The following is a 16234-nucleotide window of genomic DNA, read 5'->3' on the forward strand; positions in this document are numbered from 1 at the left end:
CCGTTCACCCGCGTCAACCAAGGCTCGATTCAGCACAGTTCACCACTGCTCATCACTCTAATCGCGTTGCGGAAGCAAGCCCACCTGCACCAGCGGGGCGCCACGCTTCCGTGACACGAACGTGCCCCGCCCCGGTGGCATGGGCCGGGCGCGGACGTTGCCGAGGATGTCGCCCTCCATCGGATCGCCGGACAGGACGAGCCCCTGCGCGCCGAGCTCCTTCACCCGCTGCATGAACGACTCGTACATGGAACGCGAGGCCCCCGCCGCATTGCGGGCGATGATGAACTTGACGCCCACGTCACGGGCGAAGGGCAGATGCTCCACGAGGCCCGACAGCGGGTTCCCGGAGTTCGTGGCGACCAGTTCGTAGTCGTCGACGATGACGAACAGCTGCGGACCGCTCCACCAGCTGCGGTCGCGCAACTGCTGCGGAGTGATGTCGGGCTTGGGCGCGCGCATCTGCATGAACTGCCGAATGGCATCCATGTGGACGTCCATCGCGGACGCCATCGGCGCGTACTCCAGCAAATGGTCCTCGGAGACCGCCTCCAGCATCGTCCTGCGGTAGTCACCGACGACGATCCGGGCCTCCGAGGGCGTGTACCGCTCGGCGATCTGCTTCGCGATCAGCCGCAGCAGGTTCGTCTTGCCGGACTCGCTCTCCCCGAAGACCAGGAAGAAGGGGTCCGTGTCGAAGTCGATGAACACCGGTTCGAGGTTGGCCTCGTCGATACCGATCGCGATGCCGTGCTGCGGGAACTCGAAGCCCTTGGGCAGCTGGTCGGCCGGCAGCCTGCGGGGCAGCAGACGGACCGTCGGGGCCGCGGGGCCCTGCCAGTTGCCCTTGACCGCCTGCACCAGCTGGGCCGTGGCGTCCGACAGGCCTTCCGCGTCCGACGAGGAGTCGATACGCGGCAGCGCCGTCATGAAGTGCAGCTTCTCCGCCACCTGACCACGTCCCGGCACACCCGCCGGGACGTTCGCCGCCACCCTGCGGTCGAACTCCGAGTCCATGACATCGCCGAGGCGCAGCTCCAGCCGGCCCAGGATCTGGTCCTTGAGCGCGGACCGCACCTCCATGTAGCGCGAGGCGGAGAGGACGACATGGATGCCGTAGCCGAGTCCGCGCCCCGCGATGTCGTGGACGATGCCTTCGAGACCCTCGTAGTCGCCCTTGAAGTGGCCCCAGCCGTCGATGACCAGGAAGACGTCGCCCCAGGCCTCGCCGGGCAGTTCGCCCGCCGCGCGCCTGCGACGGTACGTGCCGATGGAGTCGATGCCGTTCGTGCGGAACAACTGCTCGCGGCGGTTGAGGATGCCCGCCACCTCCGCGACCGTACGGCGGACCCGCTCGGGGTCCAGCCGGGACGCGACCCCGCCGACGTGCGGCAGGTCCGACAGGGAGGACAGACCGCCACCGCCGAAGTCGAGGCAGTAGAACTGCACCTCGTGCGGCGTGTGGGTCACCGCGAACGAACCGATCAGTGTGCGCAGCAGGGTGGACTTGCCGGACTGCGGACCGCCGACGACCATCATGTGGCCCGCCGCCCCGGAGAAGTCCCGGTAGAGGACCTCGCGCTTCTGTTCGAACGGTTTGTCGATGAGACCGAGGGGGACCGTCAGCCCGCCGAGCCGGGTGTACTGGGCGGCCTGCAGCCCCCGGTCGGGCGTCGAGGCGAGCGCCGGCAGCAGCTGGTCCAGCGTCGGTGCCCGGTCCAGCGGCGGCAGCCACACCTGGTGGGCGGGTACCCCTTGCCCCTCCAGCCGCTGCACGATCACGTCGAGGACGGTGTCCGCGAGCGCGTCGTCCTCCTGGCGGCGGGCGGCCGGTGGCCGGGCCGGGTCCGGGGCCGCGTACACCACCGGCACCGGCGCGGCCGTGAACAGCGCGGGCCGCCGCTCGATCGGCATCCGGTCCCGTGAGACCTCCGGGCCGGCGGCTCGGTACGCACCGGACACGTACGCCGCCTTGAAGCGGGTCATCTCGTCCGTACCGAACTTCAGATACCCGGAACCGGGCACGGACGGCAGGTGGTAGGCGTCCGGAACCCCCAGCGCGGCCCGCGACTCCGCGGCGGAGAAGGTCCGCAGGCCGATGCGGTACGACAGATACGTGTCCAGCCCACGCAGCCGGCCCTCCTCCAGGCGCTGCGAGGCGAGCAGCAGATGCACACCCAGGGAGCGGCCGATGCGGCCGATCTGGATGAACATGTCGATGAAGTCGGGCTTGGCCGTGAGGAGTTCACTGAACTCGTCGATCACGAGGACGAGCGAGGCCAGCGGCTCCAGCGGCGCGCCGGCCGCCCGCGCCTTCTCGTAGTCGTGGATGCCCGCGTAGTTGCCCGCCGAGCGCAGCAGTTCCTGACGGCGCTGGAGTTCGCCGCGGATCGCGTCGCCCATGCGGTCGACGAGGGTCAGGTCGTCGGAGAGGTTGGTGATGACGGCGGCGACGTGCGGCATCTGGGACATGCCGGCGAAGGTGGCGCCGCCCTTGAAGTCCGCGAGGACGAAGTTCAGTGTCTCGGAGGAGTGGGTGACCGCGAGACCGAGCACCAGGGTGCGCAGCAGCTCCGACTTGCCGGACCCGGTCGCGCCGACGCACAGGCCGTGTGGGCCCATACCGTCCTGCGCGGCCTCCTTGAGGTCCAGCATCACGGGCCGGCCGTCCTCGCCGACCCCGATGGGCACCCGCAGCCGCTCCGGCGTCGACCGCGGCCGCCAGGTGCGGGTGACCTCCACGGAGGCGGCGTCGCCGAGGCCCAGCAGATCGGTGAAGTCCAGGTTGGCGAGCAGCGGTTCGTCGTCGTTCCCGCCGCCCATGCGCAGGGGGGCCAGCTGCCGGGCGAGGGCCTCGGCCGCGGGCAGGGACAGTCCGTCGGGCGTGCCTTCGTAGACGACGCCGGCACCGGCGTCCAGCGACAGCCGGTCCGGTCGTACGACGATGGAGAGGCCGCCGCGGGGCTGGTCGAGCTCGCCCGGGACCACCTCGACGATAGTCACGCCCTGCAGGCCCTCGGCTGCCGCGAAGGCCGAGGTCGGAGGCACGATGCCACCGTCGAGCACCACCACGATGTGCGGCTGGTCCAGCACCGGCTGGCCGTCCCGGCTGAAGCGGGGGCGGCCTTCGAGGCGGGCCGACAGCAACTGCTCCAGTTCGCCGAGGTCGTCACCGAACAGCCGCCGGGTGCCGGCGCCGTCGAACTGCCCCGTCAACTGGCTGTGCGGCAGCCACTTGGTCCAGTCCCAGCGGCCGACCGCGTTCGGCGCGGCGACCACGGCCAGCAGCAGATCGTCGGGGGAGTGGAGCGTGGTGAGCTGGGCGACCAGGGCGCGCGCCGAGGCCTGGACGCTCTGCGGCTCCCCGGACACGGTCACGTGGTAGAAGGCGCGCATCGACACGGCGACCGGCAGCCCGTCCAGCTGCCCGTGCACGGCGAGGAAGCGCTGCATGGCGCCGGCGCACAGGGGTTCCAGCTCGTCCACAGGTGCGGTCTCGGGAGCCACCAGGGGAGAGGCCAACTGCTGGGGGCCCAGGCCGATCCGCGCCTGCCCGAAGTCCGCGTCCCCGACACGGCGCTCCCACACGCGGCTGCCCTCGGCGACCACCGACCACAACTGCTCGGGGGAGGGGTGCAGATACAACTGCGCGTCGCGCTGCCTCAAGCCGGTCCTGCGGACCGTACGCCGGGTCTGCGCGAGATATTTGAGGTAGTCCCGGCGCACATCGGCCATTTGCCCCTGCGTACCCCGGCGGTGTCGGACGATCTGCGCGATCACCATGGCGGCCGTCGACACGAGCATCACCACACCCATGATCCGCATGAACGGATGGGCGTTCGGGGAAGCGAAGTAGAACACCACCGACGAGCCCATGCCGAGGGTCGGCAGGATCTGCATCAGCATGCCCTCCTGCTGACCCCGCGGCAGCTCCGGAGGAGGCTCGAGGCGCAGCTCGTCGGAGGGGACCTCGGGGGGCAGGGAACGAGGCGGGCGCTTGATGACGATCTGGCTCACCGGTGCATCAATCCCCCTGTACGGACGAGCAGTTTCGTACCGGCACCCCCGTGGTGACGGTCGCCCTCCGCTAGCCGGCGATCCTACTTGTCACCACTGACGGAGCCTCCCGGTAGGGTGACGCCCGCAGCGTACGCATCCGCGAAGCAGGGGGTCAGTGAAGGTGAGTACGACCGCGACGACCGGGTTCTGCCGAGTCACTGTCGTGGCACCCGACAGCCGTATCGACGTCGCTCTCCCGGTGGACATCACCATCGCCGACATCTACCCGGAGATCCTGCGGCTGACGGGCCAGACCCAGCCGGTCGGCACCCCCACCGGGTACCACCTCGTGCGCCGTGACGGCACCGCTCTCGACGGCGCCCGCTCACTGGCCGACGAACGGGTGCTCGACGGCGAGGTCCTGAGCCTGCGCCCCTTCGCCGAGTCGCTGCCACCGACCGTCCACGACGACGTCTCCGACGCGGTCGCCTCCGCGGTCGTCCGCGACCGCCGTCTGTGGAGCGACGACCTGCTGCGCGTCGCCGGGCTGATCGGCGGCGCCCTGCTCCTGCTGCTCGTCGCCTTCCTGCTCCGGCAGGCGGACCCGGTCCGCCACGACATGAGCGGCACGCCCGGCATCGTCGCGGGCGTCCTCGGCGTGCTCCTGACCGCGTTCGCCGCCGTACGCACTCGGGTGTACGGCGATCGCGTCGCCGCGGCGGCCATGGGACTCGCGGCTCTGCCCCTGCTCCTCCTCGCGGGCTCTGGAATCGTCGGCCCGGCGGACGGACACGGGCCGGGCAGGCTCCAGTTCATGCTCGGCTGCGTGGCGGTGCTGGTCGCGTCCGTCGTGCTCGTCGCACTCGCCCCCGGCGGCGACGCCGCCTTCGTCGCCGGCACCTTCGCCGCGGCGGTCGGCGCCTTGGCCACCTTCGTCGCGATCGTCACGGGGGGTTCCGCCACTGACATCGCCGCGGTGTGCGCCCCGCTCGCCATCGGCCTGGTCGCCTTCCTCCCTGGCCTCTCCGCCCGCTTCGCGCGGCTGCCGATCGGTTACGCCTCGCCGCGCTCCGCCGCGTACGAGGACTTCGACGCGGACCCCGCCCAGGGCCCGGACACCGAGCCCCTCGACGCCGAGCGCATCGCCGCACAGGCCCGGCGCGGACACGAGATGCTGCTGGGCCTCGTCGGCGGCACATCCGCGGTGGTGGTCGCCTCCACCGCCGTGCTCGGTTTCTCGAACGACCTGTGGGGTCAGCTCCTGGGCCTCGCCGCCGGTCTCGCCATGCTGATCCGGGCCCGTCTGTTCCGCTACACCTCGCAGGTCGTCTGCGCTCTCGTCGCCGGTGTCGCGGCCCTCGCGCTCCTGCTGGCCGGGCTCGCGCTGAACCCGCCGGCCAAGGCCCTCACCGAGTTCGTGCTCCACGACGACCGGGGGGCCCTGGACCTCCGCACGATCTGGCTCACGGCCGCCGTCGTCGCGGGAGCCGCGCTGCTCACCGCGATCGGCCTGATCATCCCCCAGAAGGGACTCTCCCCCTTCTGGGGCCGCCTCCTCGACGTCGCCGAGGCGTTCGTCCTGCTCACCCTGGTCCCGCTGTGCCTGGCGGTCCTGGGCGTCCTCACGACGGTCCGGTCGCTGACCGGCTGAGGGAGCCCGACCGCACGGCCGGGAGCGTCCCACCAGCCTGGTACCCTTGCTGCGGCCGTCTGTGTTCGCACCCGGACTCCCTTCAGGGGCTCGGAGACCGCGCCGACGGATCCCGCCACCAGAGTCACGTAAGCCCCCCTGAGAAGCAGACCAGGGGCACTCGGTGGCATCAACGAGACTCATGAGGAGTATCGCGTGTCGCTCGACGCCGCTACGAAGAAGCAGATCATCAGCGAGTTCGGTACCAAGGAGGGCGACACCGGCTCCCCCGAGGTCCAGGTCGCGATGCTCTCCCGCCGTATCTCGGACCTGACCGAGCACCTCAAGACCCACAAGCACGACCACCACTCCCGCCGTGGTCTGCTGATCCTGGTCGGTCAGCGCCGCCGTCTGCTGCAGTACCTCGCCAAGAAGGACATCCAGCGCTTCCGTACGCTGGTCGACCGCCTCGGCATCCGCCGCGGTGCGGCGGGCGCCAAGTAGGACGCCGTGCAGGGGAGCGGTTCCCGGGAGAATGGGGACCGCTCCCTTTGCTGTACGCATCCGCACGGCACCGCCGGCCCCCGGCGCGATCACGCCGGAAGGGGGCGCGCGGCCCCGCCGTACGCGGGACGTACGGGCGGAAACGTGCGGAGTGTCACCACCCCTTTGTAGTGTGGTAGCACAACGCAAGAGGCACGACACAGCGTGAGGACGCCCGGGCACGGGCGTTCCACGCACACCGAACGAGGAGAAGCGCACCTCGCCGCCGCCGGTCCTCGGTAGTGGCCCCCGGGGAATTGCGACCCCGAGGGCTTCGATCGAAGACCGGCCCGCACCAGACGGCGCGCTTCTCCGCCACCGTCCCCCTGCCACACGGGCGGGACCAGGGACGAAGACGAGGAGAATTTGCTAGTGGAGAACGAGACCCACTACGCCGAGGCCGTCATCGACAACGGTTCCTTCGGCACCCGCACCATCCGCTTCGAGACGGGCCGTCTGGCCAAGCAGGCCGCCGGCTCCGCCGTCGCGTACCTGGACGACGACACCATGGTGCTGTCGGCCACCACCGCCTCCAAGAACCCCAAGGACCAGCTCGACTTCTTCCCCCTCACGGTGGACGTCGAGGAGCGGATGTACGCCGCCGGCAAGATCCCCGGCAGCTTCTTCCGCCGTGAGGGCCGTCCCTCCGAGGACGCCATCCTCACCTGCCGCCTCATCGACCGCCCGCTGCGCCCGTCCTTCAAGAAGGGCCTGCGCAACGAGATCCAGGTCGTCGCCACGATCATGGCGCTCAACCCCGACCACCTGTACGACGTCGTGGCGATCAACGCCGCCTCCGCGTCCACGCAGCTGGCCGGTCTGCCCTTCTCCGGCCCGATCGGCGGCGTCCGCGTCGCGCTGATCAACGGCCAGTGGGTGGCCTTCCCGACGCACTCCGAGCTCGAGGACGCCGTCTTCGACATGGTCGTCGCGGGCCGCGTCCTGGAGGACGGCGACGTCGCGATCATGATGGTCGAGGCCGAGGCCACCGAGAAGACCATCCAGCTGGTCAAGGGCGGCGCCGAGGCGCCGACCGAGGAGGTCGTCGCCGCCGGTCTGGACGCCGCGAAGCCCTTCATCAAGGTGCTCTGCAAGGCCCAGGCCGACCTCGCCTCGAAGGCCGCCAAGCCCACCGGCGAGTTCCCGGTCTTCCTCGACTACCAGGACGACGTCCTCGAGGCGCTCACCGCCGCCGTCAAGGACGAGCTCTCCCAGGCCCTCACCATCGCGGGCAAGCAGGAGCGCGAGACGGAGCTGGACCGCGTCAAGGGTCTGGCCGCCGAGAAGCTGCTCCCGCAGTTCGAGGGCCGCGAGAAGGAGATCTCCGCCGCGTACCGCTCGCTGACCAAGTCCCTGGTCCGTGAGCGCGTCATCAAGGAGAAGAAGCGCATCGACGGCCGCGGCGTCACGGACATCCGTACGCTCGCCGCCGAGGTCGAGGCCATCCCGCGCGTGCACGGCTCGGCGCTGTTCGAGCGTGGCGAGACCCAGATCCTGGGCGTCACCACCCTCAACATGCTCCGCATGGAGCAGCAGCTCGACACCCTCTCCCCGGTGACGCGCAAGCGCTACATGCACAACTACAACTTCCCGCCGTACTCCGTCGGCGAGACCGGCCGCGTCGGCTCCCCGAAGCGCCGCGAGATCGGCCACGGCGCGCTCGCCGAGCGCGCGATCGTGCCGGTCCTGCCGACGCGCGAGGAGTTCCCCTACGCGATCCGCCAGGTGTCCGAGGCCCTCGGCTCCAACGGCTCGACGTCCATGGGTTCGGTCTGCGCCTCCACCATGTCGCTGCTGAACGCCGGTGTGCCGCTGAAGGCCCCCGTCGCCGGTATCGCCATGGGCCTGATCTCCCAGGAGATCAACGGCGAGACGCACTACGTCGCCCTCACCGACATCCTCGGTGCGGAGGACGCCTTCGGCGACATGGACTTCAAGGTCGCCGGCACCAAGGAGTTCGTCACCGCCCTCCAGCTCGACACCAAGCTGGACGGCATCCCGGCCTCCGTCCTGGCCGCCGCCCTCAAGCAGGCCCGTGACGCCCGCCTCCACATCCTCGACGTGATGATGGAAGCGATCGACACGCCGGACGAGATGTCCCCGAACGCCCCGCGGATCATCACCGTCAAGATCCCCGTGGACAAGATCGGCGAGGTCATCGGCCCCAAGGGCAAGATGATCAACCAGATCCAGGAGGACACCGGCGCCGACATCACGATCGAGGACGACGGCACGATCTACATCGGCGCGGTCGACGGACCGTCCGCCGAGGCCGCCCGCGCCACGATCAACGGCATCGCCAACCCGACCATGCCGGAGGTCGGCGAGCGCTACCTGGGCACGGTCGTGAAGACGACCACCTTCGGTGCGTTCGTGTCGCTGCTCCCGGGCAAGGACGGTCTGCTGCACATCTCGCAGATCCGCAAGCTCGCCGGCGGCAAGCGCGTGGAGAACGTCGAGGACGTCCTCGGCGTGGGCGCCAAGGTCCAGGTCGAGATCGCCGAGATCGACTCGCGCGGCAAGCTCTCCCTGATCCCCGTGATCGAGGGCGAGGAAGGTTCTGAGGACAAGAAGGACGACGGCGACAAGTGACGTCCCGTAGCTCCAAGGCGACGGCCCGCACCTCCACGGAGGCGCGGGCCGTCGCCCGTACCCAAACCCTGATCAAGGGCAGAGACGGCATCGGCACGGTCCGCAAGACCACCCTCCCGGGCGGCCTGCGCATCGTCACCGAGACCCTGCCGTCCGTGCGCTCCGCCACCTTCGGCATCTGGGCGCACGTCGGCTCCCGCGACGAGACACCCGCGCTGAACGGCGCCACGCACTATCTGGAGCACCTGCTCTTCAAGGGCACCGCCCGCCGCAGCGCGCTCGACATATCGTCCGCGATCGACGCGGTCGGCGGCGAGATGAACGCGTTCACGGCCAAGGAGTACACGTGCTACTACGCGCGGGTGCTCGACACCGACCTGCCGCTGGCCATCGACACGGTCTGCGACATGCTCACCGGCTCGCTCATCCGTGAGGAGGACGTCGACGTCGAACGCGGCGCCATCCTCGAGGAGATCGCGATGACCGAGGACGACCCGGGCGACTGTGTGCACGACCTGTTCGCGCACACCATGTTCGGCGACACCCCGCTCGGCCGCCCGGTCCTCGGCACGGTCGACACGGTCAACGCCCTCAGTGCCGACCGCATCCGCCGGTTCTACAAGAAGCACTACGACCCCACCCACCTGGTGGTCGCCTGCGCCGGCAACATCGACCACAACAAGGTCGTACGCCAGGTTCGCGCCGCCTTCGAGAGCGCCGGCGCCCTCACCCGAGCCGACGCCACCCCGATCGCCCCGCGCTACGGCAGCCGCAGCCTCCGTACGGCGGGCCGTGTCGAGCTGATCGGCCGCAAGACCGAGCAGGCGCACGTCGTCCTCGGCATGCCCGGCCTCTCCCGCACCGACGACCGCCGCTGGGCCCTCGGCGTCCTCAACACGGCACTGGGCGGCGGCATGTCGTCCCGCCTCTTCCAGGAGGTCCGGGAGAAGCGCGGCCTCGCCTACAGCGTGTACTCGTACACGTCGGGCTTCGCCGACTGCGGCCTCTTCGGGGTGTACGCCGGCTGCCGCCCGTCCCAGGTCCACGACGTGCTCAAGATCTGCCGCGACGAACTCGACCAGGTCGCCGAGCACGGGCTGCCCGACGAGGAGATCGAGCGTGCCATAGGACAGCTCCGCGGCTCCACGGTCCTCGGTCTGGAGGACACCGGCGCGATCATGAACCGCATCGGCAAGAGCGAGCTGTGCTGGGGCGAGCAGATGTCCGTCGACGAGATGCTGACCCGGATCGCCATGGTGACCCCGGACGAGATCCGTGGCGTGGCCCGCGAGATCCTGGGCCGGCGCCCCTCCCTGTCGGTGATCGGCCCGCTCAAGGACAAACAGGCGTCCCGTCTGCACGAAGCCGTCGCCTAACCCCAGTTAAGGAACCAAGCAATGAGCAAGCTGCGCGTGGCGGTCCTCGGTGCCCGGGGCCGTATCGGCTCCGAGGCCGTACGGGCCGTCGAGGCCGCCGAGGACATGGAGCTGGTCGCCGCCCTGAGCCGGGGCGACAAGCTGGAGACGTTGGCGGAGACCGGCGCCCAGGTGGTCGTCGAACTCACCACCCCCGCCTCGGTCATGGACAACCTCGACTACTGCGTGCGCCACGGCATCCACGCGGTCGTCGGTACGACGGGTTGGACCGACGAGCGCCTCGCGCAGCTGAACGGCTGGTTGGCCGGCTCTCCGGAGACCGGTGTGCTCATCGCGCCCAACTTCTCCATCGGCGCCGTCCTGACCATGAAGTTCGCGCAGATCGCCGCCCCGTACTTCGAGTCCGTCGAGGTCGTCGAACTGCACCACCCGAACAAGGTCGACGCCCCCAGCGGCACCGCCACCCGCACCGCGCAGCTCATCGCCGAGGCCCGCCGAGCGGCCGGTACCGCCCCGGCGCCGGACGCCACGGCCACGGCCCTGGACGGCGCGCGGGGCGCCGACGTCGACGGTGTCCCGGTGCACGCCGTACGCCTGCGCGGCCTCCTCGCCCACCAGGAGGTCCTGCTCGGTGGCGAGGGCGAGACACTGACGGTCCGTCACGACTCCCTGCACCACAGCAGCTTCATGCCGGGCATCCTGCTCGGCGCCCGCCGCGTGGTGACCACCCCGGGCCTCACCTTCGGCCTCGAACACTTCCTCGACCTGGGCTGACGGGCCCAAGGAACGTCATGCGCGCGAAGATCACCTACGCCGTCACGGCAGCCGTCCTGGTCGTCTACTTCGTCCTGGTCGGCAGCCGCGGGATCCTGCTCATAGAGACCGGCACACCGGTCACGATCGCCTTCGGCGTCGCCGTGCTCGTCCTGCCCGGGATCGGTCTCTGGTTCCTCTGGAAGAACACCCAGTTCGTCCGCAGGGCCAACCAGCTCGCCGCCGAACTCGACGCCGAAGGGGGCCTCCCCGTCGACGAGTTGAAGCGCACCCCGAGCGGCCGCATCGACCGCGACTCGGCCGACGAGGTCTTCGCGCAGCGCAAGGCCGAGACCGAGGACGCGCCCGACGACTGGCGCACCTGGTTCCGGCTCGCCGTCGCCTACCACGACGCCCGCGACACACCCCGGGCCCGCAAGGCCATGCAGCGCGCCATCGCCCTCCACGACGGCAGACCGGCGCCGACCGCCTGACCCGGCGCACCTCCGCACAGCGGTGAGGGGCCGGTCCGCACCCGCGGACCGGCCCCTCACGGCCGTCATCGACCCTTCGATGACCTCGGCGTGCGACTACGCGGCGGGCCCGTACTCCGCCGCCCACGCCTCGATGGTGTCGGCCGCCCGCTCGAAGGCCTCCGTACGCGCCAGGAAGTCGGCGTTGTGGGTGGTCATCAGCGGCGTCACGTACTCCTGCACCCGGTCCCTGCGGACGAGGAGCAGCGCCTGCCCCTGCACGGAGCGCGGCAGTCCGAGCCAGCGCACCGGCTGCTGCACGGTGCGTACCGAGACGCTCGCCTCCCAGGACGCCGTACGGGTGCGGAAGAAGCTCACCTGCCGTACGCCGCGGGCGCTCACCCAGATGCCGACCCGCAGCAGCCGCAGGGCGCAGCCGATGATGAGCAGCGCCGCCCCGAAGCAGATCGCGCCCGCCTGCGGTGTCTCGGCCGCCGCGATGATGACCGCGGCGACCAGCACGTACGAGGCGAGCAGCAGCAGGAGCGCGGCCGCGCCGACCCGCCACGGGCCGGGCCGGTAGGGACGCCGCCAGCGGTCGCGGTCCTCGAACGGCAGCGCCTCGTCCACCACCTGGTCGAAGGCGCGGTCGGCGGTCAGGAAGGGCAGGGGCACGGCTGATCCTCACTCGATCCACGCACAGTTATCGCCGGGTGAGGCTACCGAGCCGGACCCCGCCCCACCACTCGCGGGGGTCCAACGGGGGCACAAGAGGGTGCAACCCGGGGCATCCGGGCCCCCTGTCGGTGTCGGCCCGTAGAGTGGGCGCCGCCCGAGAGCAGCCATGGGAAGGACCCTCCGAGCCGTGACCGACACCCCCGTCGACGATCTCAAGCCCAGCTTCCGCAGCGATGTCACCGTCGAGTTGGTGAAGCACAGCGCCGCCGACTCGGACGTGCTGTGGGCCGCCCGTGTCTCCACGGCCGGCGAGCATTCCCTGGAGGAGCTGCAGAAGGACCCCGAGCGCTCCAAGGGCCTCATCAACTACCTCATGCGGGACCGGCACGGCAGCCCCTTCGAGCACAACTCGATGACCTTCTTCATCAGCGCCCCGATCTTCGTCTTCCGCGAATTCATGCGCCACCGGGTGGGCTGGTCGTACAACGAGGAGTCCGGGAGGTACCGGGAGCTCGAGCCCGTCTTCTACGTCCCGGACGAGGCCCGCAAGCTCGTCCAGGAGGGCCGTCCCGGCAAGTACGTCTTCGTGGAGGGCACCCAGGCGCAGCAGGAGCTGGTCGGGCGGGTCATGGAGGACTCTTACGTCCACGCGTACGAGGCGTACCAGGAGATGCTGGGCGCCGGGGTCGCCCGCGAGGTGGCCCGCTCGGTCCTCCCGGTCGGACTCTTCTCCTCGATGTACGCCACGTGCAACGCCCGCTCGCTGATGCACTTCCTGGGCCTGCGCACCCAGCACGAGCTCGCCAAGGTCCCGTCCTTCCCGCAGCGCGAGATCGAGATGGTGGGCGAGCGGATGGAGACGGAGTGGGCGAGGCTCATGCCGCTCACCCACGCGGCGTTCAACGCGAACGGCCGGGTCGCGCCGTAGCGAGCCGTCGACTTTCGGCCAGGCACAGATGTGCGGGTCAGTCGAGCGAAGTGTCCGTATTGCGGCATTTCGCGAAGTTCATCTAGCCTGATCAAACGGACCCGGCACTGCTTGAACCCCCGAGCAGGCAGTGCCGGGCTCCGCATTTGTCCTGACTTTTCCTGCCCCCCGAGGGCAGACCGCGTCCTGAGCAGCGAGTAGCGTGTTACCCATGGCTCCGACCTCGACTCCGCAGACCCCCTTCGGGCGGGTCCTCACCGCCATGGTCACGCCCTTCACGGCGGACGGCGCACTCGACCTCGACGGCGCGCAGCGGCTCGCCACCCATCTGGTGGACGCAGGCAACGACGGCCTGGTGATCAACGGCACCACCGGCGAGTCCCCCACCACCGGTGACGCGGAGAAATCGGACCTGGTACGAGCCGTCCTCGAAGCCGTCGGCGACCGCGCCCACATCATCGCCGGCGTCGGCACCAACGACACGCACCACAGCATGGAGCTGGCCCGCGCCGCCGAGAAGGTCGGCGCCCACGGCCTCCTCGTCGTCACGCCGTACTACAACAAGCCCCCGCAAGAGGGCCTGTACCGCCACTTCAAGGCGATCGCCGACGCCGCCGACCTCCCGGTCATGCTCTACGACATCCCGGGCCGCAGCGGCGTCCCGATCGACACGGAGACGATCGTCCGGCTCGCCGAGCACCCGCGCATCGTCGCCAACAAGGACGCCAAGGGCGACCTCGGCCGGGCCAGCTGGGCCATCGCCCGCTCCGGCCTCGCCTGGTACTCCGGCGACGACATGCTGAACCTTCCGCTGCTCTCGGTCGGCGCGGTCGGCTTCGTCTCCGTCGTCGGCCACGTCGTCACCCCCGAACTTCGCGCCCTCGTCGAGGCGTACGTCTCCGGTGACGTCCAGAAGGCCACCGAGATCCACCAGAAGCTGCTCCCGGTCTTCACCGGCATGTTCCGCACCCAGGGCGTGATGACCACCAAGGCGGCGCTCACCCTCCAGGGCCTGCCCGCCGGACCGCTGCGCGCCCCCATGGTGGAACTTTCGCCCGAGGAGACGGCCCAGCTCAAGATCGATCTTGGTGCCGGCGGGGTACAGCTCTAACACCGGACTTCGCCACGCGCGACAACCAGACTTCACAACTGAATAGGCAGGACGAAAGCGCCTGCATCCACATCCACAACTGCTTTTGCACGAACGTCATGCGCGCCACGTGCCACAGAGGTACGTGGCGTGCGTGGTGAGGAGAGTCTTTTGAGTCATCCGCATCCTGAACTCGGCCCGCCGCCGCCGCTCCCGGAAGGTGGCCTCCGGGTCACCCCCCTGGGGGGCCTGGGCGAGATCGGCCGGAACATGACCGTCTTCGAATACGGCGGCCGACTGCTGATCGTCGACTGCGGGGTGCTCTTCCCCGAGGAGGAGCAGCCCGGAATCGACCTGATCCTGCCGGACTTCTCGTCCGTCAGGGATCGCCTCGACGACATCGAGGGCATCGTCCTCACGCACGGGCACGAGGACCACATCGGCGCGGTCCCGTATCTGCTGCGCGAGAAGCCCGACATCCCGCTGATCGGCTCCAAGCTGACCCTCGCCCTGATCGAGGCGAAGCTCCAGGAGCACCGCATCCGCCCGTACACCCTGGAGGTGGCCGAGGGGAACCGCGAGCGCATCGGCCCCTTCGACTGCGAGTTCGTCGCGGTCAACCACTCCATCCCGGACGCCCTCGCCGTGGCTATCCGCACCCCCGCGGGCATGGTGGTCCACACGGGCGACTTCAAGATGGACCAGCTCCCGCTGGACAACCGCCTCACAGATCTCCACGCGTTCGCACGACTGAGTGAAGAGGGCATCGATCTTCTTCTCTCGGACTCCACGAACGCGGAGGTGCCGGGGTTCGTTCCGCCCGAGCGCGACATCTCCAACGTCTTGCGCCAGGTCTTCGCGGGCGCCAGCAAGCGGATCATCGTGGCCAGCTTCGCCAGCCACATCCACCGCATCCAGCAGATCCTCGACGCCGCCCACGAGTACGGCCGCCGGGTCGCCTTCGTCGGCCGCTCGATGGTCCGGAACATGGGCATCGCGAGGGACCTGGGCTATCTGAAGGTCCCGCCGGGTTTGGTCGTGGACGTCAAGACGCTCGACGACCTCCCGGACCACGAGATCGTCCTCGTCTGCACGGGATCACAGGGCGAGCCGATGGCGGCTCTGTCCCGCATGGCCAACCGGGACCACCAGATCCGCATCGTCCAGGGCGACACGGTGATCCTGGCCTCGTCGCTGATCCCCGGCAACGAGAACGCGGTCTACCGCGTCATCAACGGCCTGACCCGCTGGGGCGCCAACGTCGTCCACAAGGGCAACGCCAAGGTCCACGTCTCCGGACATGCCTCGGCCGGCGAGCTGCTGTACTTCTACAACATCTGCCGCCCGAAGAACCTGATGCCGGTGCACGGCGAATGGCGCCATCTGCGCGCCAACGCGGAACTGGGCGCCCTGACCGGCGTCCCGCACGACCGCATCGTCATCGCCGAGGACGGCGTGGTCGTCGACCTCATCGAGGGCAAGGCCAGAATCTCGGGCAAGGTCCAGGCCGGCTATGTGTACGTCGACGGCCTCTCGGTCGGTGACGTGGGTGAGCCGGCGCTCAAGGACCGCAGGATCCTGGGGGACGAGGGCATCATCTCCGTCTTCGTCGTCGTGGACTCCTCCACCGGCAAGATCACCGGCGGTCCGCACATCCAGGCCCGCGGCTCCGGCATCGACGACTCAGCGTTCAGCGCGGTCGCGCCGAAGATCACCGAGGTCCTGGAGCGGTCGGCACAGGACGGGGTCGTCGAGCCCCACCAGCTGCAGCAACTCATCCGCCGCACCCTCGGCAAGTGGGTCTCCGACACCTACCGCCGCAGGCCGATGATCCTGCCTGTGGTGGTTGAGGTCTGACCCACCGTCAGCGCCTGCTCCGGAGCGGGGCTCCTCGATTTGCATCGGGGCGCCCCGCTCCAGTACGTTTACGGCTCCGCCCAGGGGGGAACCCGGCGCAACTGATGCGCCAGGAGCCACTCCGGACCGGGTGGAAATTCCGACTCAGAACTTCTGATAAAGTCGGAACCGCCGGAAAGGGAAACGCGGAAGCGGAAACCTGGAAAGCACCGAGGAAATCGGATCGGAAAAAGATCTGATAGAGTCGGAAACGCAAGACAGCAAGACCGAAGGGAAACTGCCCGGAGGAAAGCCCGAGAGTAGCTCGGGTGAGTA

11 protein-coding genes are annotated in these 16234 nt (G+C 69.7%); 9 read left to right on the forward strand and 2 right to left on the reverse strand.

The window, feature by feature from the left end:
- Positions 1 to 57: 57 nt before the first annotated feature.
- Complete coding sequence (eccCa, locus tag HW837_RS28380; RefSeq protein WP_193382136.1) at positions 58 to 4017, reverse strand: type VII secretion protein EccCa; 3960 nt, start codon at positions 4015 to 4017, stop codon at positions 58 to 60.
- A 163-nt stretch (positions 4018 to 4180) separates the two neighbouring features.
- On the opposite strand from eccCa, the gene eccD reads away from it, so the two are divergent.
- From eccD to HW837_RS28410, 6 genes are all read left to right on the forward strand, one after another.
- Complete coding sequence (gene eccD, locus HW837_RS28385) at positions 4181 to 5650, forward strand: type VII secretion integral membrane protein EccD (protein ID WP_193382137.1); 1470 nt, start codon at positions 4181 to 4183, stop codon at positions 5648 to 5650.
- 195 nt (positions 5651 to 5845) lie between these two features.
- Positions 5846 to 6133 (forward strand): 30S ribosomal protein S15, encoded by a 288-nt coding sequence (gene rpsO / locus HW837_RS28390; RefSeq protein ID WP_033529274.1) that lies wholly within the window; start codon positions 5846 to 5848, stop codon positions 6131 to 6133.
- A 411-nt stretch (positions 6134 to 6544) separates the two neighbouring features.
- Positions 6545 to 8764: a polyribonucleotide nucleotidyltransferase gene (locus HW837_RS28395; protein ID WP_045561368.1), complete on the forward strand. Its 2220-nt coding sequence runs from the start codon at positions 6545 to 6547 to the stop codon at positions 8762 to 8764.
- The gene (locus tag HW837_RS28400; RefSeq protein ID WP_045561367.1) at positions 8761 to 10140 is read left to right on the forward strand and encodes a M16 family metallopeptidase; all 1380 of its coding nucleotides are present in this window, start codon (positions 8761 to 8763) and stop codon (positions 10138 to 10140) included. Before HW837_RS28395 ends, HW837_RS28400 begins: the two co-directional genes overlap by 4 nt.
- Positions 10141 to 10161: 21 nt before the next feature.
- On the forward strand, positions 10162 to 10914 hold the full coding sequence (gene dapB / locus HW837_RS28405) for a 4-hydroxy-tetrahydrodipicolinate reductase (RefSeq protein ID WP_045561366.1): 753 nt from the start codon (positions 10162 to 10164) through the stop codon (positions 10912 to 10914).
- Between the two features lie 17 nt (positions 10915 to 10931).
- Positions 10932 to 11387 (forward strand): tetratricopeptide repeat protein, encoded by a 456-nt coding sequence (locus HW837_RS28410; RefSeq protein ID WP_045561365.1) that lies wholly within the window; start codon positions 10932 to 10934, stop codon positions 11385 to 11387.
- Positions 11388 to 11483: 96 nt separating this feature from the next.
- On the opposite strand, the gene HW837_RS28415 is transcribed toward HW837_RS28410, so the two are convergent.
- A complete protein-coding gene (locus tag HW837_RS28415; RefSeq protein WP_045561364.1) occupies positions 11484 to 12041 on the reverse strand; it encodes a hypothetical protein in 558 nt (185 codons plus the stop codon).
- 190 nt (positions 12042 to 12231) lie between these two features.
- On the opposite strand from HW837_RS28415, the gene thyX reads away from it, so the two are divergent.
- The 3 genes from thyX to HW837_RS28430 all read left to right on the forward strand — a co-directional run bounded on the left by thyX (position 12232) and on the right by HW837_RS28430 (position 15919).
- Positions 12232 to 12972, forward strand: coding sequence for an FAD-dependent thymidylate synthase (gene thyX / locus HW837_RS28420; RefSeq protein WP_193382138.1), 741 nt, complete (start codon positions 12232 to 12234; stop codon positions 12970 to 12972).
- Between the two features lie 211 nt (positions 12973 to 13183).
- Positions 13184 to 14083 (forward strand): 4-hydroxy-tetrahydrodipicolinate synthase, encoded by a 900-nt coding sequence (gene dapA, locus HW837_RS28425; protein ID WP_045561362.1) that lies wholly within the window; start codon positions 13184 to 13186, stop codon positions 14081 to 14083.
- 150 nt (positions 14084 to 14233) lie between these two features.
- The gene (locus HW837_RS28430; protein WP_045561361.1) at positions 14234 to 15919 is read left to right on the forward strand and encodes a ribonuclease J; all 1686 of its coding nucleotides are present in this window, start codon (positions 14234 to 14236) and stop codon (positions 15917 to 15919) included.
- Positions 15920 to 16234: the final 315 nt, after the last annotated feature.

The organism is Streptomyces caniscabiei (genome assembly GCF_014930365.1).
Lineage (GTDB): Bacteria > Actinomycetota > Actinomycetes > Streptomycetales > Streptomycetaceae > Streptomyces > Streptomyces caniscabiei.